This is a genomic window from Microbacterium gorillae (genome assembly GCF_050990725.1).
Lineage (GTDB): Bacteria > Actinomycetota > Actinomycetes > Actinomycetales > Microbacteriaceae > Microbacterium > Microbacterium gorillae_A.
Genome location: NZ_CP158844.1, coordinates 320,213 through 343,654, shown reverse-complemented (window position 1 = coordinate 343,654; position 23,442 = coordinate 320,213). Strand labels below are relative to the sequence as shown.

At 67.7% G+C, this 23,442-nt stretch carries 18 protein-coding genes; 7 read left to right on the top strand and 11 right to left on the bottom strand.

Features of this window, described 5'->3' with window-relative positions; translation table 11 throughout:
- Positions 1 to 88 precede the first annotated feature (88 nt).
- The 6 genes from ABTV68_RS01595 to ABTV68_RS01570 all read left to right on the top strand — a co-directional run bounded on the left by ABTV68_RS01595 (position 89) and on the right by ABTV68_RS01570 (position 8,077).
- A complete protein-coding gene (locus tag ABTV68_RS01595; protein WP_433675869.1) occupies positions 89 to 1,660 on the top strand; it encodes an ABC transporter substrate-binding protein in 1,572 nt (523 codons plus the stop codon).
- Positions 1,661 to 1,787: 127 nt separating this feature from the next.
- The gene (locus tag ABTV68_RS01590; protein WP_433675868.1) at positions 1,788 to 2,750 is read left to right on the top strand and encodes an ABC transporter permease; all 963 of its coding nucleotides are present in this window, start codon (positions 1,788 to 1,790) and stop codon (positions 2,748 to 2,750) included.
- A complete protein-coding gene (locus ABTV68_RS01585) occupies positions 2,747 to 3,595 on the top strand; it encodes an ABC transporter permease (protein ID WP_433675867.1) in 849 nt (282 codons plus the stop codon). Before ABTV68_RS01590 ends, ABTV68_RS01585 begins: the two co-directional genes overlap by 4 nt.
- A complete protein-coding gene (locus ABTV68_RS01580; protein ID WP_433675866.1) occupies positions 3,592 to 4,383 on the top strand; it encodes an ABC transporter ATP-binding protein in 792 nt (263 codons plus the stop codon). Before ABTV68_RS01585 ends, ABTV68_RS01580 begins: the two co-directional genes overlap by 4 nt.
- Positions 4,380 to 5,207 (top strand): ATP-binding cassette domain-containing protein, encoded by an 828-nt coding sequence (locus ABTV68_RS01575; protein ID WP_433675865.1) that lies wholly within the window; start codon positions 4,380 to 4,382, stop codon positions 5,205 to 5,207. The genes ABTV68_RS01580 and ABTV68_RS01575 overlap by 4 nt, the downstream gene beginning before the upstream one ends.
- Before the next feature lie 356 nt (positions 5,208 to 5,563).
- Positions 5,564 to 8,077, top strand: a complete 2,514-nt coding sequence (locus ABTV68_RS01570) for a hypothetical protein (protein WP_433675864.1) — start codon at positions 5,564 to 5,566, stop codon at positions 8,075 to 8,077.
- Positions 8,078 to 8,140: 63 nt separating this feature from the next.
- Here ABTV68_RS01570 and ABTV68_RS01565 read toward each other — a convergent pair whose 3' ends face one another.
- From ABTV68_RS01565 to ABTV68_RS01555, 3 genes are all read right to left on the bottom strand, one after another.
- Entirely contained in the window at positions 8,141 to 8,956 is an 816-nt protein-coding gene (locus ABTV68_RS01565; RefSeq protein ID WP_433675863.1) for a shikimate 5-dehydrogenase, read from the bottom strand.
- Positions 8,957 to 9,205: 249 nt separating this feature from the next.
- Positions 9,206 to 9,532 (bottom strand): nuclear transport factor 2 family protein, encoded by a 327-nt coding sequence (locus ABTV68_RS01560; protein WP_433675862.1) that lies wholly within the window; start codon positions 9,530 to 9,532, stop codon positions 9,206 to 9,208.
- A 22-nt stretch (positions 9,533 to 9,554) separates the two neighbouring features.
- The gene (locus tag ABTV68_RS01555; protein ID WP_433675861.1) at positions 9,555 to 10,310 is read right to left on the bottom strand and encodes an SDR family oxidoreductase; all 756 of its coding nucleotides are present in this window, start codon (positions 10,308 to 10,310) and stop codon (positions 9,555 to 9,557) included.
- Between the two features lie 174 nt (positions 10,311 to 10,484).
- Between ABTV68_RS01555 and ABTV68_RS01550 the strand changes: the two genes are divergently transcribed.
- A complete protein-coding gene (locus ABTV68_RS01550) occupies positions 10,485 to 10,865 on the top strand; it encodes a phage holin family protein (protein WP_433675860.1) in 381 nt (126 codons plus the stop codon).
- A gap of 4 nt (positions 10,866 to 10,869) precedes the next feature.
- On the opposite strand, the gene ABTV68_RS01545 is transcribed toward ABTV68_RS01550, so the two are convergent.
- The 8 genes from ABTV68_RS01545 to ABTV68_RS01510 form a co-directional block, all read right to left on the bottom strand.
- Entirely contained in the window at positions 10,870 to 12,189 is a 1,320-nt protein-coding gene (locus ABTV68_RS01545; RefSeq protein ID WP_433675859.1) for a GHKL domain-containing protein, read from the bottom strand.
- Positions 12,186 to 12,908 (bottom strand): LytR/AlgR family response regulator transcription factor, encoded by a 723-nt coding sequence (locus ABTV68_RS01540; RefSeq protein WP_433675858.1) that lies wholly within the window; start codon positions 12,906 to 12,908, stop codon positions 12,186 to 12,188. Before ABTV68_RS01540 ends, ABTV68_RS01545 begins: the two co-directional genes overlap by 4 nt.
- Before the next feature lie 20 nt (positions 12,909 to 12,928).
- Complete coding sequence (locus tag ABTV68_RS01535; protein WP_433675857.1) at positions 12,929 to 13,972, bottom strand: glycosyltransferase family 2 protein; 1,044 nt, start codon at positions 13,970 to 13,972, stop codon at positions 12,929 to 12,931.
- Positions 13,969 to 14,607, bottom strand: coding sequence for a hypothetical protein (locus tag ABTV68_RS01530; protein ID WP_433675856.1), 639 nt, complete (start codon positions 14,605 to 14,607; stop codon positions 13,969 to 13,971). The genes ABTV68_RS01535 and ABTV68_RS01530 overlap by 4 nt, the downstream gene beginning before the upstream one ends.
- Positions 14,604 to 17,033 (bottom strand): glycoside hydrolase family 3 C-terminal domain-containing protein, encoded by a 2,430-nt coding sequence (locus tag ABTV68_RS01525; RefSeq protein ID WP_433675855.1) that lies wholly within the window; start codon positions 17,031 to 17,033, stop codon positions 14,604 to 14,606. Before ABTV68_RS01525 ends, ABTV68_RS01530 begins: the two co-directional genes overlap by 4 nt.
- 104 nt (positions 17,034 to 17,137) lie before the next feature.
- Positions 17,138 to 20,107 carry a glycoside hydrolase family 3 C-terminal domain-containing protein gene (locus ABTV68_RS01520; RefSeq protein WP_433675854.1) on the bottom strand — a complete coding sequence of 990 codons (2,970 nt, stop codon included), beginning with the start codon at positions 20,105 to 20,107 and terminating at the stop codon, positions 17,138 to 17,140.
- Positions 20,108 to 20,143: 36 nt separating this feature from the next.
- Positions 20,144 to 20,557 carry a hypothetical protein gene (locus ABTV68_RS01515; RefSeq protein ID WP_433675853.1) on the bottom strand — a complete coding sequence of 138 codons (414 nt, stop codon included), beginning with the start codon at positions 20,555 to 20,557 and terminating at the stop codon, positions 20,144 to 20,146.
- Positions 20,558 to 20,692: 135 nt separating this feature from the next.
- Complete coding sequence (locus ABTV68_RS01510; RefSeq protein ID WP_433675852.1) at positions 20,693 to 23,086, bottom strand: glycoside hydrolase family 3 N-terminal domain-containing protein; 2,394 nt, start codon at positions 23,084 to 23,086, stop codon at positions 20,693 to 20,695.
- Positions 23,087 to 23,442 lie beyond the last annotated feature (356 nt).

The window sequence follows — 23,442 nt, the reverse complement described above, 5'->3', positions numbered from 1 at the left end:
GCTGACACACGCGGAAACAGGATGTGCGATGTATGCACGCGCATGCCTACCCTCAGTGGACCCACCTTCGAAACCCTGGAGCTCACCCATGTCTCGTCGCAGAATCGCATCGACCCTCGCCCTCGTCGCGGCCGCCGGATTGATGCTGAGCGCGTGCGCGCCCGCGGGCAACCCCGCCGACGTCGTCGTGGACGACCCCAGCGCGGCAACGAGCACGGGCGGCGCGCTGACCTATGTGATCTCGTCGGACCCGACCTCGACGAACCCCATCAACCTCAACGACCGCTGGGGTCTGACCTTCGCGAACATCGTGTACTCCCCCCTCGCGCGCGTCGAGGGCGACGGCACGGTGGTCAACGAGCTGGCCGACAGCATCACGCCCGCCGAGGATGGTCTGTCGGTGACCGTGAAGCTGAAGTCGGGCCTGAAGTGGTCCGACGGCGAGCCGCTCACGGCCGAGGACGTCGTGTTCACCTACACGGAGAAGGCCAAGAAGGAGAACGGCAACGCCGATCTGCTGTGGGTGGGCGACAAGCCGATCACGGCCGAGGCGACCGACGACACCACGGTGGTCTTCCACCTGCCGTCGATCAGTGCCGCCGCGCTGTCCAACATCGCCACCGAGACGTACATCATCCCGAAGCACGTCTACGGTGAGATCACCGACTTCTCGACCGCCGACCTCGACCCTGCTGCGGTCGGATCGGGTCCGTACCAGCTGGCCGAGTACAAGCGTGGCGAGTACCTGCGCTTCGAGCCGAACCCCAACTACGCCGGCGATGCTCCCCAGATCAGCGACCTGACGTTGCGTATCGTCAGCAACGCGGACACCGTCAAGACCGCGCTGCAGACCGGTGAGGTGGACGCGTCCTTCATCACGGCCGCCCAGGTTGAGGAGTTCGAGGGCACCGACGTCACGGTGCACCCCTACGCCGAGGGTCGCGTCGCCTACCTCGGCGTGATCGCCGCGAAGGTGCCCGACGTCAAGGTGCGCCAGGCGCTGTTCTACGCGCTGGACAAGAAGCAGATCGACGACGGCGCGTTCCTCAGCACCGACTACTACGAGCCGGCGTACTCGATCCTCCCGCCCAGCAACCCGTTCGCCACGGAGGACGTGGAGAAGTACGAGACCGACCTCAAGAAGGCGCAGACGCTGCTCGCCGGTGCGACGCCGACCCTCACCCTCGGCTACACCGCGGGCGACCCGGCGCAGGAGACCGAGGCCACGCTGATCCAGGAGCAGGCCGGCAAGGCGGGTATCACCGTCGAGCTGCAGGCCGTCGACCCGTCCGCCCTCTACGCCGACATCGAGAAGGGCGCTGGCTCCTCGTTCGACGTCTTCCTCGGCGGCTACATCATGGGTAACGACCCCGACGCCTACTCGGCGCTGTTCCGCACCGGTGCGTCGGCGAACTACTTCGCCTACTCCAACCCGGCCGTCGACACGCTGTTCGACCAGGGCGTCGCCGAGCTCGACGACGCCAAGCGCAAGGCGATCTACGCCGACCTGCAGAAGACCATCGCGGATGACGCCGTCTTCTACCCGCTGGCCGACAACCTCAAGATCCTCGCCACCGGCCCCCGCGTCGGCGGCGTGGACGAGGCCGTCCTGGTCCCGATCTACACCTTCGAGCACTGGGAGAAGCTGACCGTCAAGTAACGTCGGTTCCAGCCCCACCCCACCCCGCGAGACGTCCGTATGTGGGCGAGAATCGGCGCATTGCGCGGATTGTCGCCCACAGAGGGAAGTCTCGCGGGGTAGCCCGCTTCTGAGAGAGGATCGCCGGATGCTCCGCTACGTGCTGCGACGCATGGCGCAGCTCGTGCCGATGCTCGTGATCATCACGCTCATCGTGTTCGTGCTCATCCACCTCGCGCCGTACGACGTCATCGACGCCATCACCACACCGTCGATGTCGGACGAGACCAAGCAGCTGATGCGCGAGAAATTCGGTCTCGACCAGCCGATGATCGTGCAGTACGGACTGTGGCTCTGGAACGCCGTGCGCGGCGATCTCGGCTTCTCTCTCGTCAGCCGCCACTCCGTGGCCGCCGACTTGGCCGAGCGCATCCCGAACACGCTGTCCCTCATCGGCCCCGCCTACCTCACCGCCTTCATCCTCGCGATCGTCCTGGGCCTGATCGCAGGCTCGCGCCGCGGCGGCCGCCTCGACCGGGTGATCGACGGCATCTGCTCGGTGGCCATCGCGACCCCCACGTTCTGGTTCGCGCTGCTGGTGATCTACCTCTTCGGCTACCAACTGCGCCTATTCCCGATCCTCGGCATGCACTCGGTGGGCAAGCAGGGCGACCTCGGAGATTTCCTCGCGCACTTCGCGATGCCCTACCTCGTTCTCGTCGTGGCGCTCTTCCCCGACCTCACCCGATATGTCCGCGCATCGACCATCGCGCAGTTCGACGACGACTATGTGCTGGTGCAGCGCGCCTACGGTGCCAGCCGCGGGTTCATCCTCTCCCGCCACGTCAGCCGCAACGTGCTGCTGCCGATCATCACGCAGCTCGGGCTCGCGCTTCCGACCCTGGTGACCGGTGCCATCGTCACCGAGAGCATCTTCGGCTGGCCGGGCATCGGGCAGTACATCCTCACGTCGTCGGCCGCGCTCGACTACCCCGTCATCCTCGCTGTGGTCCTCGTCTCCGCGGTGCTCACCGTGCTCGGCAACCTCATCGCCGACGTGCTCTACGCGGCCGCCGATCCGCGCATCCGGCTCACTCAGGGGGCGAAATGACCACCGTCCGCTCCGCCGATGCCACCGTCTGGCGCCGTTTCCTCCAGCGCCGGGGATCCGTGGCCGCGCTCATCGTGATCCTCGTGATCGCACTGGCCTGCGCCCTCTCGCCGCTGTTCGGCCTCGACGGCACCACGTCCGACATGTCCGATCGATGGGCCGGCCCGAGTGCTGCTCATCTCCTCGGCACGGACAACCTCGGACGCGATTACCTGGCCCGCGTGCTCAGCGGCGGCGGGATCTCGCTGTTCGTCGGATTCTCCTCCGCCCTCGCCGCCACCCTCATCGGGATGATCGCCGGTCTGACCGCCGGCTACTTCGGCGGGATCGTCGACGATCTGCTCATGCGACTCGTGGATCTGCTCTCGGCGATCCCGTGGATGCTCCTGGTGATCGTCGCGAGCGTGTTCTTCCGGCCGGGCCTGTGGACGATGGTCCTGATCATCGGAACACTCTCATGGATGACCACGGCACGACTCGTGCGTGCGGAGACGCTGTCCGTGCGCGAGCGCACCTTCGTGGGCTATGCGTCGTTCATCGGTGTGCGATCACCCCTGGTGATCCTGCGCCACGTGCTCCCCGCCGTGGTTCCCACGATCATCGTCGCCGCGACCGCGACGATCTCCGGCGCCATCCTCACCGAGTCGGCGCTGAGCTTCCTCGGTCTCGGCATCCAGGCTCCACTGGCGTCGTGGGGGTCCCTCCTCACAACAGCGCAGGGATCTCTGCAGAAGGCGCCGCTGCTGGCGGTGGTGCCCGGCCTCCTGATCGCCACCACCGTGTTCTGCGTGAACGTCGTGGGCAACGGCATCCGCGCCGCCGTCACCCGGGAGGATGAGCGATGACCGATCCGATCCTGCAGATCCGGGGCCTGAACGTCGATATCGTGCCGCCGCGCGCCGATCGCATCTCGATCCTCCGTGACGTGGATCTCACGATCGAACGCGGCACCGTGATGGGTGTCGTCGGCGAGTCCGGCTCGGGGAAGACCATGCTGCTGCGGGCGCTGATGTCGATCCTGCCGCAGCGTGCAGAGCGCCGCTGGGACACCTGCCTGGTGGACGGCGTGGACCTCACCGCGGCGAACCCGCCACGCCCGGCCATGGCGATGGTCTTCCAGGACCCGCTGACCTCCTTCAATCCCCTCCGACGCATCGGTGGGCACCTGCGCGAGGTAGTCCGACGCTTCACCGCCCTCCGCGGCGCCGCGGCGGAGCAGGCCTGCATCGCCGCGCTCACCGACGTGGGAATCCCCGATCCGGCCCGGGTGATGCGCAGCTTCCCGCACGAGCTGTCGGGAGGGATGCGACAGCGCGCGATGATCGCGATGGCACTGCTCGCCGAACCCGAGCTGCTCGTCGCGGACGAGCCGACCACCGCGCTGGATGCCACCGTGCAGGCGCAGATCCTTGCGCTGATCCACCGACTGCAGACGCAGCGGCGTCTCAGCGTGCTGATCGTGACCCACGACCTGGGCGTGGTGGCGGCACTCTGCGACCAGGTCACCGTGATGAAGGACGGCGAAGTGGTGGAGACCGGCGCTGTGAACGACGTGTTCTCGGCGCCGCAGCACCCGTACACGCGATCGCTGCTGGCGGCCTCCCCCGGTGCCGCGACAAGGGAGGCGTCATGACCGAACCCCTGGTCCGCGTGAGCGGCGTGGTGAAGGACTTCACGATCCGCGAGCGCGGTCGCAAGCACACCGTCCGTGCCGTGGACGACGTGAGCCTGGACATCCATCGCGGCGAAACGCTCGCGCTGGTGGGCGAATCGGGCTCCGGCAAGTCGACGCTGGGCAGGCTCATCCTGCAGCTCGAGTCTCCGACGTCCGGGTCGATTCAGTTCGACGGGCAGGAGCTGGTGGGCGTCAGCCGGGTGCAGCGTCGTGCGGCACAGCGTTCAATGCAGGTGATCTTCCAGGACCCCTACTCGTCGCTGAATCCCGTGCGTTCCGCCCTGCTGCAGGTGGCGGAGCCGGTGAGCGTGCTGTCGCCCGAGAAGGATGCCGCCGCCGTCGCGACGGCCGCGCTGGCGCAGGTCGGGATCACGGGCGACGCCGTGCACCGACTCCCCCGCTCCTTCAGCGGCGGCCAGCGTCAGCGCATCGCCATCGCGCGCGCCATCGCGGTGGCGCCGGCGCTGATCGTCGCCGACGAGCCCGTGTCGGCACTCGATGTGCAGGTGCAGGCGCAGGTGACCGGCCTCCTGCGAGACCTGCAGCGCGATCTTGGCCTCACCTACCTCTTCATCTCGCACGACCTCGCGGTGGTGCGAGAGATCGCCACCCGCGTCGCGGTGATGTATCGCGGTCAGGTGGTCGAGGAAGGGCCGACGGCCGAGATCTTCGACCACCCACAACACCCCTACACGCGCAAGCTGTTGGACGCGGTGCTCGTCGCGGACCCCGCTATCGCCCGCGCCCGCCTGCGCCAGATCAGCGACGCCGCCAGCACCTGAGCGCCACTTCTTCTCACCGGCGCGGATCCTGAGTGCATTTCGTCTCGCTGGCGCTCGCTCAGCGACCGCGAAGCGCGGCGAAGGGCGCTCAGCAATCGGAGTGCTCACACCAAGCCGAACGTCATGACCCAGCGGAACTCGAGGGCCGCGACATCTGGGGCAACGAACCGTAACATCCCGGAAACAAACCGACCTCTTTACCCCCGGTTATGACCACAAAACTGGGGTCAAAAGTGCCGGCCCATTCCTGGGACGTATTCAGGTCGATGAAACTTACTGAGAGCATCCCCGCGCGTCTTCCCGATGGCCCGGGTGTGTTCTTCTTGAGACCCACGTGTACAGGGAGCGTACGGGCTATGAAGCGAGCCACCGGTGTTCGGCGATGGATCAGCGCGGCAGGAGCGGCAGTCGTCGTCACCCTCGTCGGCGCGTTGAGTGCCCACGCGTCGACGGTAACGGTCCCCACCCCCGATAGCGGGCCGACCAGCGGAGGAACGACGGTGATCGTTCCGGAGCCGCCGTCGATCACCTTCTCGGACGCGGCACAGGGCCGTGACCACGCGCTTGCGGTGGGCTCGGATGGGCAGCTCTACTCCTGGGGCTCCAACAGCTTCGGAGAACTGGGTACCGGCAACACGACCTCGTCGACCACGCCGGTCGCCGTGAACGCGCCCGCGGGGATCACCCTCAGCGAGCCGGCCTTGAGCTACGGCTGGTCCCTCGCGATCGGCTCCGACGGCAGCGTGTACTCCTGGGGTCGCAACGATCGCGGCCAGCTGGGCAACGGCACCACGACGAACACGACCACGCCGACGAAGGTGCTCACCCCGGCCGGCGTGACCTTCAGCCAGCCGCAGGCCGGTCAGTACACGTCGTCCGCGTTGGGCTCCGACGGCCAGGTCTACGTGTGGGGTCAGCCGTACGGTGTGCCCTACGCCGGTCCGGGCACTGCCGCCACCATCCCCGTGGCCACGGCAGCCCCGGGTGGCGCCACGTTCACCCAGATCAGCGCCTCGAACGCGCACATCCTCGCTCTCGCTTCCGATGGAACGTTGTATTCCTGGGGCAACAACGGATTCGGCCAGCTCGGCAACGGCACCAGCAGCATCTCCACGACGCCGGTGCCCGTGACGGCCCCCGCCGGTGTGACGTTCACCGAGTTCGCCGCCGGTGCCTACTTCTCGCTCGCGCTCGGCAGCGACGGTGTGCTCTACAGCTGGGGCAACAACGACTCCGGCCAGCTCGGCATCGGAAGCACCTCGTCGCGCAACGTTCCGACGCCGGTGCTCGCTCCGGCCGGCGTGACGTTCTCGAACATCAGCGCGGGCTATGCCATCAGCTTCGCAACCGGATCCGACGGGAACACGTACGGTTGGGGCGACAACGCACTCTGGATCATCGGCGACGGCACCAACGTGCGCCGGACCACCCCTGTGGTGGTTCAGAGTCCCGCGGGCGTCACTCTCGGCACCGTGTCCTCCAGCGAGGAGCGCTCGCTCGCGATCGGATCGGACGGCAAGCTCTACGGCTGGTCGTACCGCTACAACACGAACGTCCCCGCACTGTTCTGGCCGCAGGTCACGGTCACGCGCGTCACGTTCGACGGCCTCGACGGCACGTCGCTCACCAACGCCGGCAACGGCGACTGGAGCGTCGTCACGCCGCCGCACGCGGCCGGCCCGGTCGACGTGGTAGTGGAGTGGACCCTCAACGGCGTCGTGCAGACGCCCGTCACCTACGTGAACGGCTACACCTACGTGGAAGCCCCGACCATCACGACCCCGGCAGACCAGACGACGACGGTGGGCGTGCCCGCTGTCTTCACCGTGAGCGCGACCGGATACCCCGACCCGACCATCACGTGGGAGTACTCGCCGGACGGCGGCACCACCTGGCTGCCGATCAGCGGTGACACCGCCGCAGTGGTCTCTCCCGACGGCACGACCCTGACGGTCACACCCCCGGACCTCGGCTACGACGGTCGTCAGTACCGCGCCACGGCGACGAACTCGGTGGACTCCGCCGTCAGCGGACCGGCAACCCTCACGGTGACGCCGGTGACGAACCCGTCCGGATCGCCGTCGCCCACGCCGACAGACAGCACGTCCCCGTCACCCACCCCGACGCCCACGGACACCACGACGCCTACGCCGACGCCCACACCCACGGACACGACGACGCCCACGCCCACACCCACGGACACGACGACGCCGACGCCCACGCCCACACCCACACCCACACCCACACCCACGGACACGCCTACGCCGACGCCCACGCCGACACCAACGCCCACGGACACGCTCACACCCACGCCGACGCCGACGGGAACCGCAACGCCTACCCCCACCGGAACCGCGACGCCGACCCCCACGGGCACGCCGACGCCGACCGGAACGGCAACGCCCACCCCAACGCCGACAGCGACACCCACCCCAACGGCAACCGTGACGCCGACCCCCACGGGCACGGCAACGCCGACGCCCACGGGCACGCCGACGCCAACGCCCACGGAAACGGCAACGCCGACGCCGACTGGAACGGCAACGCCCACCCCGACAGCGACAGCGACGCCCACCCCAACGGGAACCGCGACGCCGACGGCAACGCCCACCGGAACCGCAACGCCCACGGGCACCGCTACCCCGACGGCAACGCCGACGGGAACGACAACGCCGACTGCGACCACGTCGCCTACCGCGTCCTCGACTGCAATCCCGGTTGCGCCCACGTCTCCGTCAACCGGAACGGGCACACTGCCCACCACCGGTGTCGCCTCACCGATGGGCGGTCTCGTGGCCGGTGCCGTGCTGCTGCTGGTCGGCGGTGTCCTGGCCGCCGCCTGGCGAACGGCTCCCCGCCGTCGTAGCTAAGACGCAGTGACCGGAGAAGCGGTGCTGATCGATCCGATCAGCACCGCTTCTCCGTTCGCACCCTCAGTTCGCGCGCGAGTACGCCGCGGCGCGCGCGACCAGATCCGCGGTGATCGTCACACCCGTGTAGCGCTCGAACTGTCGCGCCGCCTGCTGGGCATGGACCTCCGCGCCCGAGATCACCGACTTCCCCGCGGCGCGCGCAGCGCGGATCAGCGGCGTCTCCGCGGGAAATGCCACCACATCGAACACCACCTTCGCCGCGGCGATGTGCGACGGGGAGAACGAGAGGACCTCGGCCGCATCTCCGATCATCCCGAGCGGCGTGACATTGACGATGATCTCGGCACCCGAGTGCGGTTCGCTGTCCCGCCATCCGAAGCCGTATTGTGCGGCAAGCGCCTGGCCCGCGGCGCCATTGCGCGCCCACACGATGACGTCAGCGAATCCTGCGTCGCGGAACGCCGCCACGACGGCCTTCGCCATCCCGCCGGACCCCCGCACCAGCACGGAAGCGGACGGGTCGAGGTCGTTCGCGACGATGAGTTCGGCGATGGCCTCATAGTCGGTGTTGGCGGCCACCAGCCGTCCGTTCGTGTTCACGATCGTGTTGACCGACTGGATCGCCGCCGCCGACGGTTCAAGCTCATCGACCAGCGGGATGACCGCCTCCTTGAACGGCATCGAGATGCTGGCCCCGCGAATGCCCAGGGCACGGATGCCGCGCACGGCGCCCTCGATGTCATCCGTCGTGAAGGCCTTGTAGATGAAGTCGATGCCGAGCTCGGCGTAGAGGAAGTTGTGAAAGCGGGTGCCGAGGTTGGACGGACGACCGGCGAGGGAGATGCACAGGGTCGTGTCCTTGTTCAGGATGGGCATGCCTCCATCCTCTCCCGCCGCGAGTGCGCATCGCCTCGAGCAGCGGGCAGATGTGTTCCGAAACGAGGACGATTGCGCCAACGACACGCTCCTACGCCGGTTTCATCCTCGTTTGGCGCATATCTCCTCGTTTCGTGACGCGCCGCACGCGTATCGGCCAGAACGCGGCTCGCCGATCGGTGGATGGACGGGCCACGACAGCGATACGGCCCTTCGCCGCGCGGCGAAGGGCCGTATCGACAGGGGTGATCAGCCCTCGCGGATGGTCATCCGGGTGATCTTGTCGCCGTCGACGTCGAAGACGAACTTCGACAGGCCGTTGGCGTAGTTCGAGCGCCAGTCGCCGATGACGGTGATCTTGCCGTCGGCCGTGGAGACCGACTCCACGGAGAGGGTGCCGCGAGCGCCGATGAACTCCTTGTCGCTCCAGCCCTTGATGGCGGCGCGGCCGGAGAAGACGCGCCCCCAGTCGTCGACGGCGCCCTCTACTGTGAAGGCGTCCAGGAAGCCGTCCTCGTCGTGCCGGTTGACGGCATCGATGAAAGCGGCGATCGGCTCGGGAACGTTGCTGCTCATATCTCTTCTCTTCCTGTCCGGGTTAGCGGGTGGTGTAACCGCCGTTGGCGAAGATGGTCTGACCTGTGATCCACCAGCCGTCTGTCGCGAGGAACGTCACGATCGGTGCGATGTCCTCGATCCGGGTCAGCTGGTTCCCCATCGCCTGCGACTTATGGAACGCTACGCGCTCGGGAGTCTCCTGGCCATAGAAGAACGGTGTGTCCATGGGCCCGGGAGCCACGGCCGTCACCGAGATGCCGCGAGCGGCATACTCCTTCGCCGCCGCACGGGTGAAGTGCTCCACCGGGCTCTTCCCACCCGCGTAGGTCGAGTACCCGTCAGTGAATGCGGCGAGCAGGGAGGTGACGATGGTGATGATCTTGCCGCCGTCGGTCAGACGCGCCCCCGCCTCCTTCAGGAAGAAGTACGCCGCCTTGGCGTTCACGTCGAACATCTCGTCGTACTCGGCTTCGGTGGTGTCTGCGATCGGCTTGCGCAGCACCTTCCCGACCGTGTTCACCGCGACATCGATCGGTCCGATCGCAGCCTCCGCCTCGGCGAACAGCGTGGCGACGTTCGCCGGGACGGTGAGGTCGCCCGCGAGAACGACCCCCGTCACGCCGGTGGCCAGCACCGCGGCCAGCGTCTCCTCCGCCTCGGCCCGCGAGGATTCCGAGTTGTAGTGGATCGCGACGTTCGCGCCGGCGGCGGCCGCCTGCCGTGCGATCAGCCCGCCGAGGTTCTTGCCTCCGCCCGCGATCAGAATGTTCTTGCCTTCGAGCGTGTGCTTCGTCATGCGCCGTCTCACCTTTCGCGTGTGGCCCGGTCGCCCCGTGCCCGCCCCGACGATAGCCACGCGTCGCGATCCCCGCGCGCGCCGTCCACAGGTGCCAAGACGCGCGACGACCCCTAAGCTGGCCGCGACGTCCCCCACGCGCCGCCCCGCGCGTCGTCCCGAACTGGAGTTCGCATGGTCCGCTTCCTCATTCGCGCCGGGATCTTCCTCGGCACCGCCGCTCTCGCTTTGCTGCTGATCGCGCTCCTCGTCCCCGGAGCGAAGCTGTCCGTCGCCGGATTCATCGTCGCGGTGGTGGTGTTCGCCGTGGCGCAGAGCCTGCTCGCCCCGCTGGCCGACAAGCTCACACGCGAGCACGCGCCGGCGCTCATCGGCGGAGTCGGGCTGGTGTCCACGTTCGTGGCTCTGCTGATCGCCTCGCTGTTCCCGGGTGGGCTGGTGATCACCGGCATCGGTTCGTGGGTGCTGGCCACCGTGATCGGCTGGGTGGTCACCGCTCTCGGGTCGTGGCTGCTGCCGAAGGTGTTCCTGAAGGCCAAGCCCGCGAAGCGCTGAGGGCTCAGGCCGACGAGGCCTGAGCGGGGAACAGCACGCGGAGCGAGAACCACTCCTCGTCGGAGGTCACCGACACGACGCCGTCATAGGCGGCCGCCGCGGTCTCCATATTGCGCAGGCCGTACCCGTGCCCGCGGCCGCGCTTGCGGGTGACGATGCGGTCGCCGTCGCGGAGCACCGTGCCGTCGAAGGTGTTCTCGATCCGCATCATCGTGAAGTCGTCCTGCGCGAACAGCGCGAAGCGGATCTGCCGCAGCCGGCCCGGCGCGAGAGCCCCGGACGCCTCGATCGCGTTGTCCAGCGCGTTGCCGATGAGCGATGTCAGCTCCATCGGGCGCATGAAGGACAGGAGCCGGCCATCGGCGACCACGGATACTTCGATCCCGCGCTCCCCTGCCCGCGAGAGCTTGGCGGTCATGATCGCGTCGAGCACATGGTTGCCGGTCTGCACGACGGCGCCGTACCGCGTGATCGAATCCTCGAGATCGTCCAGCATGCGTGAGCGCGCCGAGGCATCCTCCTCCGAGCGGATCGCCTCGAGGTGGTGCTTCATGTCGTGGTGTTTGCGGTTGACCTCATCGATCGATCGCCGCGTGATCTCGTACTGGTCGTGCTGACTGCGCAGCAGCTGCGCCATCGCCTCGGCGTCGCGCCGGGCGATGGCCTCATGATGCACCCGCAGCTGCACGTGCAGGGCGATGTACCCGCACAGGTCCACGAGCGTGCGGATGTAGAGGATCTCACTGCCGAACCTGCCGCTGAAAGGAGTGTCGACGCTCACGAAGCTGAGGTTGGAGATGCCGAAGGTCGCAATGGCGATCGCCACCGCCCCCACGAACAGCGCACCACTGGCCTCCAGCCGTGCTCCGCGGTTGAACTGATTGCGCTCCATCAGCGCGACAGCGCCGAACAGGACGACGTAGGTGATCACCGCGCCCACGGTCTGCACGGCGCCATCCACGCGGCCCGCATAGAACCGGTCGAGCTGCCAGTAGACCGATGCGGCGAGCTCCGCGAGCACGAACGCGCGGGCCGCGACGAACCCCGCACCGCGGGCCGACGTGTCCAGCCCCAGGTAGACGAAGCCGAACATGGCTGCCGCGGCAACGGACATGCCGGGGATCCACCACGCGATCGGCAGTGTGCCGGCCCAGTTCTGCACGGCGAGCAGCACACCGAGAGCCAGTACCAGGACCCCGATCGTCGGCACCACGGAGAAGCGTCGTCGAGCGATCAGCAGATAGACCGCGCACGCTCCCCACTCGGCCACGGCGGTGAGGGAGCGGGGGATCTCGGCGAGAACCGGGCCGGCGACGTCGTTCACGCCGAGATTCCGCGGGATCCGACGTGCTCCGCGAGAGCCGCGAGGAATTCGCGCTTGCGTGGGCGGCTGATCGGGAGCGTTCCGCCACCCCGAATGCGACAGTCGTTGCCCTCGACACCCGTGACGTGACGGAGATTGACGAGCAGCCCACTGTGGCAGCGCAGGAACCCCTTGCCTGCAAGCTCGGATTCCATCGCCTTGACCGTCGTCGCGATGCTGTACACGGTGTCGAGCGTGTACAGGTCGATGCGGTGGCGGACGGATTCGATGTAGCGGATGTCGTCGACGGCGATGCGGTGATGAACACCGTCCGTGGCGTTGAACAGCAGCTCGCTGCGGGGCTGGCGCTGCAACCGCGCCAGGATGCGATTCATCTCGTGCTCGAACGACGTGTACGAGACAGGCTTCAGCAGGTAGCTCAGCGCATCGACCTCATACCCGCTGACTGCGTAGTGCGGGGAGGCGGTGACGAAGACGATGATGACCTCGGAGTCGACCTCGCGGATGCGCCGGGCCGCGGTCATGCCGTCCACGCGCGGCATCTGCACGTCGAGAAACAGCACGTCCCAGTCGGAGCGGTAGTCGGTCAGCACGTCCACGCCGTCGCGGAAGGCGCCGACGTGGAAGCGCTCGCCGCTGGAACGCTGAAAGCGGTCGAGGTGCGACAGCAGCCGCTCGACCGCCGTCGCGTCATCCTCGACGATCCCGATCCGAATCACTCGTCCTCCTCCCCGATCGATCAGCTGAAGCCGACCACCCGACGGGCGACGTGGTACGCGAGACTCGTCGCGTGGCGGCCCGCCTGACCGGGCAGGTTACTCGTCGCTCCGATGAGCGTGCGCCGCATGCGCGTGTAGAGCCAGGGGTTCTCCGCCTTGACCTCGCGCCAGAACGCGTCGCGCTGGGCGAGGTGAGCGCGGGTGCCGGCACGCGCGAGAGTCGCGCTGGTGACGGCACACACCCCCTCCAGGTGATGCAGCAGCGCCCGATAGAGCTGGATCGGCACATCGCCCCGTGTGACGTCGGCCTGCGATGGCAGCTCCGCCAGCGTCAGGCGATTCACCCGCAGCTGCTGGTCGACCCGGCGCACCATCACTTCGGGCGCCACCGACTGCCCCGCGCGACCGATGTAGTAGCGATACAGCGGCACGGGGAGGTAGCGCATCCGGCGAACGTGGACGAGGGGCGTCACGACGAAGAGGTTGTCGACGTAGAAGGTGTGCTCGGGCAGGTGCAGCCCGCTGTCGCGCAGCAGCTGCGTGCGGAAGACGATCGCGTGCATCATCAGCACCTGGCGGCGAGTGAAGCGCTCCGTCTCCGGCCAGGTGAAGACGCGCCCCGCCGGGAACACGTTGTCGAACCGGGCGGTCTTCGGCGACTTCCCCTCGCGCTCGTGAACGAAGTCCGTGAACACGGCGTCCACGCCGTCCGCGTCCGCGAGCGTCGTCAGCAGCGTCCGGAGGGACGCTTCATCGAGCCAGTCATCCGCGTCCAGCACTTTCAGGAAGTCACCGCGCGCCGCGGCCAGCCCGGCGTTGATCGCGCCACCGTGACCAGCGTTGGCCTGGTGGACCACCCGCACCGAATCCGGATAGCGAGCCGCCCACACGTCGGCGAGCCGACCGGTGCGGTCCGTGGACCCGTCGTTGACGACGATCACCTCGACCCCGGCCATGCCGACGATCGCCCCCATCGCGCGATTCAGGTATGCGTCGGCGTTGTAGGCGGGGACGACGATCGTGAGCAGCGGCACACCACTCAGTGTGCCGGAGATGAGGCTCATCTCTCCCCGCTCTGATCAGCGTGTTCCACGACCTCGACCGTCGCGGGGACCTGTCGGAAGATCACCTTGAAGATCGGGTAGAAGACCCAGAACGAGATGGCCGAGTTGATGATCATGGTGAGGACGTCCGCAATCACCGAGCCGGTCGATCCCCAGTCGAGGGTCTCCATGAAGAAGCCGTAGATCGGCGCCTTGTAGAAGCCCTGCGCAGCCGCGGCGATGAACGTGATCACCACGTAGGCCACGGCGTACCAGAATGCCGCGCGCCAGATCGAGGTGTTCGATTTGAAGGTGATGTTGCGCTGCAGGAAGAAGTTGATCACCTGAGCGATGAGAAGCGTGATCTGCACGGCGAGGAAGTACGCCAGTCCACCGCCACCGCCCGGGAGCGGACCGGCGGCGTAATCGAACATGTAGTACGCGCTGCCGTCGACGTTCGAGCCGACCGGGAAAACGCGGAAGTTCACGTCCGTGAGGTCGGTGAAGGACGCGAATCCCCAGCGGAACAGCGGCATGAGGGCCAGCTGCAGCACGGTGACGCCGTTGGAGAGCACGAGGAACATGAGGAACTTCGACAGCTCGGGACGGCGCTCCTGGAAGCGTCCCCACCAGTTCTTGACAGCGGTCAGCATCATGCACTCTTTCTCTGCGCTGCGGCATCGAATGCCCGCTTCGTGGCCTTCTCCTCGCGTCGTCCGCGGAAGAAGGCGCCGATGATCCGTCCGAGCCCGCGGACGCTCTGTCCGTTGACGAGGGTGAGAACGGCCGCGGTGAGCCGGCTGGTGGCCAGCCCGCCGCTCATTTTGGAGATGACCCGGAACGGCCCGTTCAGCAGGAACAGGACGTTCAGGTCGGGGGTGCCCGCGGCCTCGGCCTTGCGGCGGCGGGCATCGAGAATGCGGAAGGCCACGCGGCCGAGGGCGCCGCGCGCTCCGGACATCCGATCCATCGGGTCGTTGACGCCCAGCGGGCCACTCCCCCACTCGGAATCGGGGATCGCGCTCTTCAGCATCACCGCGAAGGCCACGTCATCCGCTCCGGCTTTCCCCACGGCGGCGAGGCGCTCGTCGAGCGGAGGGAGAGACACTCCGTCTCGCGAGATCGTGGCGCGCAGCGGAAGGTCGCGGATGTTGGCGCCCACGGCGATCTCGTACTCGCCGGCCTCCACCTGCCAGCTGTCGCTGCCGACGTCGAAGAACCGGAAGGTGCGATCCGTGAACGCGAGGGAGACCCGACGCGATTCGCCGGGCTCGAGCCACACCTTGGCGTAGCCCTTGAGCTCGCGCACCGGACGCAGCACCCCGCTCTCACCGACACGACCGACGTAGAGCTGGACGACATCGCTGCCCATGCGCTCGCCCGTGTTGGTCACCGTCACCTGCACGCCGCTGTCGTCGACGGCGAGATCGCCGTACGCGAAGCTCGTGTAGCTGAGGCCGTAGCCGAACGGATAGGCGACCTTCACCTCGGCCGTCTCATAGTGCCGGTAGCCGACGAACGGCCCCTCCCGGTACTCGGCCGTGCGCGCGGTGCTGGGGAACGATCCGGCGGTCGGGGTGTCGGCCAGCGTGATCGGCAGCGTCTCGGCCAGACGCCCGCCCGGATCGACGACACCGGTGAGCACATCGACGACGGCCTCCGCGCCCGCCTGGCCGCCCAGGTAGCCGTGCACGAGGGCGGCGGCCTGCGCGGACCAGGGCGTCTCGACAGCGCCACCGGCACTCAGCACCACGACGGTCCGCGGGTTGGCACGGTGGACCGCGGCGAGCAGCGCGACCTGGTCGGCGGGCAGAGCCAGGGTGGAGCGATCGAGCCCCTCCGACTCGGCGATCTCCGGCAGCCCGAGAGCCAGGACAACGACCTCCGCACGGCCCGCGAGCGCGACGGCCTCGGCGGTCAGCGCCGGATCGGATCCGCCATCGCGACGGAAGCCCTGCGCTGTGCCAGCGAGAGTCACCACGGGCGACGCAGCCATCGCCTCGACGAGGGTGGAGACGCGCGTGGCGTTCACCAGCGAGGACCCGGCGCCCTGGAAGCGCGGGGCGGTCGCGAAGTCTCCGATGAGGGCGACCGTGGTGCCCTCCGCAAGCGGAAGGATGCCGTTCTCGTTGCGCAGCAGCACCGCGGATTCTGCGGCGGCACGGCGGGCGAGCGCATGGTGCGCGTCGAGATCGACATTCGCCCGGCCGCGCGCCGTGACCGCGCGCACCAGGTTGATCAGCTCTGAGACCCGAGCATCGAGATCGGCCATCGGCAGCTCGCCGCTCTCGACCGCGTCGACGATCGCTCGCACGGAGTCGAAGCCCGGCGAGGGCATCTCGAGGGTGCCACCCGCACTGACCGCGGCCACCGCGTCATTGCCCCCGCCCCAGTCCGAGATGACGGCTCCGTCGAAGCCCCATTCGTCACGCAGGACCTCCTGGAGCAGGTGCGTGTTCTCGTGGGCATAGGTGCCGTTGATGAGGTTGTACGAGGACATGATCGCCCACGGCGCCGACTCGCGGACCACGATCTCGAACGCGGTGAGGTAGATCTCCCGCAGCGTCCGCTCGTCCACCACGGAGTCGCTGACCATGCGGCGCAGCTCCTGGCTGTTGACGGCGAAGTGCTTGGGCGTGGCCGCCACTCCGGCGGACTGGATGCCCCGGACGTAGGCGGCGGCGAGCCGGCCGGACAGCTCGGGATCCTCGGAGAAGTACTCGAAGTTGCGACCCCCGAGCGGGCTGCGCTTGATGTTCAGCCCGGGGCCGAGCAGCACGCCGACGCCCTGGCTGGAGGCTTCCGCGCCGAGCGCAGTGCCCACCTGCTCCGCGAGCTCATCGTCCCAGCTCCCCGCGACCGTGGCGGACGTGGGGAAGCACGTTGCGGGTTCGGAGCCGTTGATGCCGAGGTGGTCCGCGGAGCCGACCTGCTTGCGCACGCCGTGCGGTCCGTCTGCCAGCCAGATCGCCGGCAGAGCGATGCGCTCGATCGCGCGGGTCTCCCAGGTGTTCGCGCCGCTGAGCAGCGCCGCCTTCTCCAGGAGGGTCAGCTCGTGGACGAGCTGTGCGGTGTCTTTCACGATGGGTCCTTCTCGACGACGGGGCGAATACCCGCGCCGTCGTCACGCTGGTGGAAATGTGGTCGCCGAGTCAGCGAGCAGACGTCTGACCCGGCGACCACGGCTCATGCCTCCGCGGCGGCCTGTGCGATCGCGGCGCGGCGGCGGCGTACCCGGAGCACCACCATCACGATGGCTCCCAGGATCAGCAGGCCCAGCACCGCGGTGATCGCGATCTGCCAGACCACCCAGGCCGGGGGCGTGTAGGCGACGGTCGCGCCCGGGGCCAGTCCGTTCATCGCGTTGGAATTGGCGACGGTGAACAGGATGTTGTGGGTGGCCTGACGGATGTCGGTCACGGCCTTCGCGGACGACGAGTCGTTGAACGACTTCGACGGCTGGAAGGTCAGCATCAGATCCGACCCGGCGTTGATGCCCTCGTTCGGGTTCATGTACGGGTAGAGGTTGAAGTCCGTGATCGCGAAGCCCTCGAAGCCCCACTCGTCGCGCAGCACCGTGTCCATGAGCGCCACCGATCCGCCGGCCCAGGTCGCCCCGATCCGGTTGAAGGAGCTCATCATGCCGGCCGCGCCGATCGTCGTCTCCGAGACGGTGCCCGCGTCGTCCGCCAGGTACTTCACGTTCATCTCGATGTTCTTGACGGCGATCTCGAACGGCTTCAGGTACACCTCGCGGATCGTCTGCTCGGTCGCCCAGGTGGCGATGCCGTTGTTGACGCGGTTCGTCTCCTGCTCGTTCATCGCATAGTGCTTGATCATCGTGTAGACGCCCTTGGTGCCGATCCCGTTGGAGACGGCGGTGAGCATCTGACCCGACAGCACCGGGTCCTCGGAGTAGTACTCGAAGTTGCGGCCGCCGAACGGCGAGCGGTGCAGGTTCGCGGCGGGGGCGTACCACCCGTTGATGTTCTTGAAGATGGCCTCGTTGCCGAGCATCACTCCCATCGCCGCTCCGAGCTCCACATCCCAGGTCTGGGCGATGAGCACCTCGGACGGGTAGGCCGTGCCGTTGATCGCGGAGTTGATGAAGGAGCTGAAGCCGGCGGGACCGTCGGGCTCCAGGGTCTGCGGCTTGCCGATCGAGCCGATCGCCGCCGTCTGGTACGCGCCGTTGAGGAGCATCGAGGTCATGTCTCCGACGCTCAGCGAGTCCAGCAGCTCGTCCCACTTCGCGTCGTCCTTCGGAAGACCGCGCAGGTCGATGAGCGACAGATCGGTGCTCGCCCCGGTCGTCGGCATCTCGCCGTCGAACGCGGCAGCAGCGCCCTCGTGGTCCCAGACGCCGAAGCCGGCGGCAACGGCCTCATCGGCGACCAGCATGTCCTCGGTCGGAGCCGTCGGGAAGGTGCCGGCGAAGTCGGCGCGGGAGAACACCGGGATCTTCCCGGCCTCGCCATCCGTCGTGAACTGCGCCGAGACGTCGTCGAACTGGTTCCTGACCGCCGTCTCGTCGGAGGCGCGGTGGTCGTCACCGGAGTACACCACGTCAGAGGCGACGGTGTAGGTGAACGGCTGGGTGCCCGCGGCCACGGTGTGCGAGTCGCTGCGGACGCTGAGCTCGTAGTCGCCCGCCTCCAGCACGTACGCCTGCTCGTCGAGGTAGTCATACGAGGCCATGTCCTCGACGGCGATCTCGATGGTGACCTGCTCGCTGGCACCGGGCTCGATGGTGCCGGTCTTGGCGAAGCCGCCGAGGAGCACCTCGGGCTTCTCGATCCCGCCAGGCGTGTACGGCGCCGAGTAGTACAGCTGCACGACATCGCGGCCCGCGACCGTGCCGGTGTTCGTCACGTTCACGGTGACGGCGATGGTGCCGTCGACCGCACCGGACTCGGTGGAGGCGATCTGCCATGCGAAGCTCGTGTAGCTGAGGCCGTAGCCGAACGGGTAGACGACGGCCTGGTCGTAGTCGATGAAGCCCTCGGCGGCGGCCGTCTCGTAGTAGCGGTAGCCGAAGTAGATGCCCTCGGCGTAGTTCACGAAGGTGGCGTCGTCGGTGACCTCGGCGTTCGACGTGGCGGACTCCGTCACTGGAACCGGGTAGGAGGGGGCGACGTTGCTGTACTGGAAGCTGCCGAAGTTGGCGTACGTCGGGTCCTTCGTGAAGTCGGCGGCCCACAGGTCCACCGTGCGACCTGACGGGTTGACGTCACCGCTGAGGATGCGGCCGAGTGCGTTGAACGCGGTCGCGCCGGGGGAACCGGCGAGCAGGATCGCGTCCACGCCCGCGTCGTTCTGCAGATCACCGAGCTCGAGCGTCGTCGATGCGTTGATGACGACGACCACTGTCTCGAAGTTGGCCTTGGCCAGCGCGATCAGGTCGCGCTCGTCCTTGTTCAGCTCCAGCTGGTGCTGGCCGGGCTGGGCGTTGTCGTCCCATCCGGTCATGTCCTGAGCGAGATCGCCGCCCTCGCCGCCGGGACGGCCGATCATGATGACGGCGGCGTCGCCGAACTGCGCGAAGGAGGACGCCTGCGCTTCGTAGTCCGCGACCGGCAGCTCGCCGATGTTGTAGGTGGAGACGTCCGGCTTGTCCATCTCGATGAAGCCGCGCGGGTTCTCCGCGGCGAACGCCTCGATGGTCGAGAAGACCTGGTCGTTCACGCCGAAGCCGGCGTTCTCGATGCCCATCCGTGCCGTGACCGCCGAGTTGGTGTCCACGGAGCCGGAACCCGAGCCGCCGTACACGGGGTCAGCGGCAGCGCGACCGAGCATGGTCACCTGGGCACCGGCGGCCAGCGGAAGAGCGGCCGCGTTGTTCTTCGCCAGCACGATGCCGCCGGCGCCGATCTCCTCCACCAGCGCGAGCGACGCGGCGTCCACGTCTTCGATGGTGTCGTAGTCGGCCTCGTAGTAGGTGGTGTCCCAGTCCTTCGACTCCTCGGAGTTCGTGAAGGTGTAGGTGCCGGTGCCGAGCTGCGAGGCGATCCAGCCCGTCGCCACGTTCATCGCGATGTTGGCGACCACCGTGATGATGGTCACCAGCGCGATCACCGGGATCCAGATCGCCAGGTACTTCTTATTGGACATGCGGGGCTTCGGTGCCCCGCCGGCCGCAGCCGGTCGTGCGTTCACTTCGGTTCTCCTCGGATGTGCGACGTCGGGGTGGCGTTACTCGGCAGCCTCGGTGATGGTGCCGTCCTGGTCGATCTGCCAGGTCTTGCCACTCTCCGCCGACACCGCCTCGATCACGTACTTGCCGTCGGCGATGGCGACGGTGCCGGTGACGCGCTTGGCCGCGTCGGACTTCACGAACGGCATGACGAGCATCCCGTACTTCTGGGTGGGCTGGGTGACATCGCCCGCGAGCATGACCTGGGTCCAGCTCGGGTCGGTCTCCAGTGCATCCTCGATGGCTTGACGGGCGCCCTCGAGGTCGGCGGCGACGTCGACCTCGGTCTGCTCGGTCTGCGATGAGGCGGGCGCATCGGCCGCGCTGTCGGTCGAGCATGCGGCCAGTCCGAAGGTGCCGGTGAGGGCGATCAGGGTGGCAAGCGCTGCGGTCTTGATCCGGGTGGTGTTCATTTCTCTGCTCCTTCTCCTGCTGTGATTCCGGTGCTTCGTGGCGCGCGTCCGGATCGCGCGGCCCGATGTCCTCGGACCCTGCCGTGTGCCGGGGGTGATCCGCACGTTCTGCGGAACACCCCCGGCGATGCGTGATTACTCGGTGATGGGGCCCTGGTAGTTCAGGCCGAACCCGAACTTCCAGTCGTTGCCCTCGGCGTCGACGTAGGTCTTCGTGTCCTCGGCGACGTCTTCGCTCTGCGCCTCGACGGCGTTCATGTCGATCGGGAAGCCGATGGGGAGGCGGCCCTGCGGCTCGTGCCCGCCGGAAGCGACCGTCAGCGTCGCGAGATCGCTCACGCCGAAGCCGACCAGCACCACATCCGACTTCGCCTCGAACTCCGTGGGGACCACCGGGTTGTTCGCCTTGACGATCGTGATGACCGGGATGTCCTTTCCGGACGCATCCACGGCGGCGACGGCGCGGTTGAAGGCGTCGATGTCGGCCGCGTTCGAGATGCGCGACGTCTTGCCGAAGTACGAGCGGTTCTCCTTCGATCCATCGGCGAGCGTGTCGCCACCGATCGAGGTCTTGCGCACGTTGTCACCATCAGCGGTGTACGGGGCCCACTGCAGCGAGAACGGGTACCACTCGCCGGTGTCGGCGTCGAGGCCGGACGCGGAGAACGGGCTGCCGTTGTTCGGGGAGCGCAGCCCCACGAGCACGGCGTCCACGCCGGTCAGGTCGGGGGCCGTCATCGAGGTGACCTTGCCGTCTGCGTCGTATTCGACCGTGTCGGTCAGGACCTTTCCGAAGATCTCCTCGGCCGACTCGATGCTGAGGGTGGCGCCCTCGGTGTACTCGGCCGGGCCGAACAGACCGGGGTGGCCGATGTCGTAGGTGTGCGGGATGTAGACGGTCTTGTCGGACCAGTCCTCACCCTCGGCGACGGTGCCGTCGTTCTTCAGCATCACGACGGAGTCGAGCTGGGCATCGAAGCCCGCCTTGACGTTCTCCGCGCTGCCGACCGTCTCCTTCGACTTCTCCAGGTCGACGAACGGGCTGTCGAACAGGCCCGGCGCGAAGTAGGCGGTCAGGATGCGTGCGCCGGACTCGGCCCAGCGCGTGTCGGCGTCGACCTCGACCTCGCCGGCTGCGTAGCGCTCGTTCCACAGGTCGTACGCCTCGAGGATGTGCGTCGCGTCGTTGACGCCGCCGAACATGTCGACGGTGTTCTTCAGCACCGTGAAGTACCGTTCGGCAGGAGTGATGTCCTCAGCACCCCAGGCGGTGGCGATGAAAGCGCCCTCATCCTTCGCGCCGCTCATGACGCCCCAGTCGGTGACGATCGCGCCCTGGAAGCCGATCTCGTCGCGGATGTACGCGAGAGCCTCGGTGTTGTAGGCGGTGCCGACGGCGTTGTCGCCGAGCAGCGGAGTGCCGTCGCCGTCGAGCATGATCGAGTAGTTCGTCATCATGCCGAGCGAGTCGGATGCGGCAGCGAAGACGGAGCCCGCGGCCTCCAGGCTGTCCTGTCCGCCGCCGGGGAAGACGGCGTACTTGCCGACGGCGGTGTGCGATTCGCGGCCGCCCTCGCCCGCGCCGTCACCGGGCGCGTGCTTGATGGTGGTCGGAACCGAGTCCAGACCCCAGCCGAGGTTCTCCCCGTCTTCGCTGTAGGTGCTCTGGAACCCGGTGACGTACGCCGCGGCGAGCTCCGACGCGAGCGCCGCGTTCTCACCGAGGGTGCCGGAGACACGCAGCCAGCGCGGCTCGGTGGCCAGGTCGATCTGCGGGCTCAGGGCGTTGGAGATGCCGAGCGCGCGGTACTCCTCAGATGCGATGCGTCCGAACTCCTCGGCCGTCTCCGCGGAGAACGTGGAGGCCAGGCCGAGCACGGAAGGCCACAGCGACGTACCGGCACCCGTCTCAGTGTAGGTGGAGCCCGACTGTGCCTCCGAGCGAGGGTCGGACGAGAAGTTCGCCGGAACGTACGGGGTCTCGTCGGTCGCCAGGGTCTCCACGTATGCCTGCATCGCGTTGACCCAGGTGACGTTCTCCTCGACGTCGGAGCCACCGGCGTTGAGGACGTTTCGCAGGTGCGACTCGGACAGATAGGTTTTCTGCGGGTCCGTGAGTCCATCGCCGGGTGAGCGCTCGTGCGAGCTGAAGAGCATGAGGCCCGAGATCTGCTCCGCCGTCAGTGTCTTCGCGTACGCCGCCGCGCGCTCGGCCGGGTCGACGCGCCAGTCCTCGAACGTGTCGAGTTCGCCGTTGCCGTTGATGTCCTTGAAGGCGAGCGTCTGGCCGTCGACCTTCTCCTCGATCAGCTCGATGCCGCCCTCGGCGCTGTACGAGAGCTGCGCACCATCGCCCGGGTTGTCGACGATGACGAAGTCCGTGGTTCCGTCCGACACCTCACGGGTCGTGTAGTCGGCGGACTCCGCGGAGTTCACCGACTCGGGCGAGCCGCCCGTGCATCCGCTCAGCGTGATCGCGAGACCGAAGCCGGTCGCCAGCGCGATGCCTTTCTTTGGCAGGGCCTTCATTGGCCTATCCCTTCGTCGTAGACATGCGTCACAGGGGGTGCACCCGTCTGCGACCCCGTCTCTGGGGTCGCCCTCGCGCATGCAGGAGCGCACGGGCAGTGACGGATTGAGATTTTCACGACGCCGTTACGACGGACGCGGGAACCAGACGAATGGTCGTTTCCGCTTCATGTTCTGTCGATCGGCGGCCCGAAACACAGACTTCCGTGACCATTCCGTGATCCGCTATCTCGGCTCTGCGGAACGTCCAGTCGTCAGATCACGGACCGGATCCGACAGGTCATGGACTCTCGCGATGGCCGGGATGGAGCGTCGCAGAGGATACGAGAAACGATGCATCGACGTTCGGAGTGAAA

Coding starts and splice junctions, on each gene's coding strand:
- ABTV68_RS01585 (WP_433675867.1), top strand. CDS start 2,747: ATGACCACCGTCCGCTCCGCCGATGCCACCGTCTGGCGCCGTTTCCTC.
- ABTV68_RS01575 (WP_433675865.1), top strand. CDS start 4,380: ATGACCGAACCCCTGGTCCGCGTGAGCGGCGTGGTGAAGGACTTCACG.
- ABTV68_RS01565 (WP_433675863.1), bottom strand. CDS start 8,956: ATGCCCATCCTGAACAAGGACACGACCCTGTGCATCTCCCTCGCCGGT.
- ABTV68_RS01510 (WP_433675852.1), bottom strand. CDS start 23,086: ATGAAGGCCCTGCCAAAGAAAGGCATCGCGCTGGCGACCGGCTTCGGT.
- ABTV68_RS01595 (WP_433675869.1), top strand. CDS start 89: ATGTCTCGTCGCAGAATCGCATCGACCCTCGCCCTCGTCGCGGCCGCC.
- ABTV68_RS01580 (WP_433675866.1), top strand. CDS start 3,592: ATGACCGATCCGATCCTGCAGATCCGGGGCCTGAACGTCGATATCGTG.
- ABTV68_RS01530 (WP_433675856.1), bottom strand. CDS start 14,607: ATGATGCTGACCGCTGTCAAGAACTGGTGGGGACGCTTCCAGGAGCGC.
- ABTV68_RS01550 (WP_433675860.1), top strand. CDS start 10,485: ATGGTCCGCTTCCTCATTCGCGCCGGGATCTTCCTCGGCACCGCCGCT.
- ABTV68_RS01570 (WP_433675864.1), top strand. CDS start 5,564: ATGAAGCGAGCCACCGGTGTTCGGCGATGGATCAGCGCGGCAGGAGCG.
- ABTV68_RS01590 (WP_433675868.1), top strand. CDS start 1,788: ATGCTCCGCTACGTGCTGCGACGCATGGCGCAGCTCGTGCCGATGCTC.
- ABTV68_RS01515 (WP_433675853.1), bottom strand. CDS start 20,557: ATGAACACCACCCGGATCAAGACCGCAGCGCTTGCCACCCTGATCGCC.
- ABTV68_RS01560 (WP_433675862.1), bottom strand. CDS start 9,532: ATGAGCAGCAACGTTCCCGAGCCGATCGCCGCTTTCATCGATGCCGTC.
- ABTV68_RS01535 (WP_433675857.1), bottom strand. CDS start 13,972: ATGAGCCTCATCTCCGGCACACTGAGTGGTGTGCCGCTGCTCACGATC.
- ABTV68_RS01555 (WP_433675861.1), bottom strand. CDS start 10,310: ATGACGAAGCACACGCTCGAAGGCAAGAACATTCTGATCGCGGGCGGA.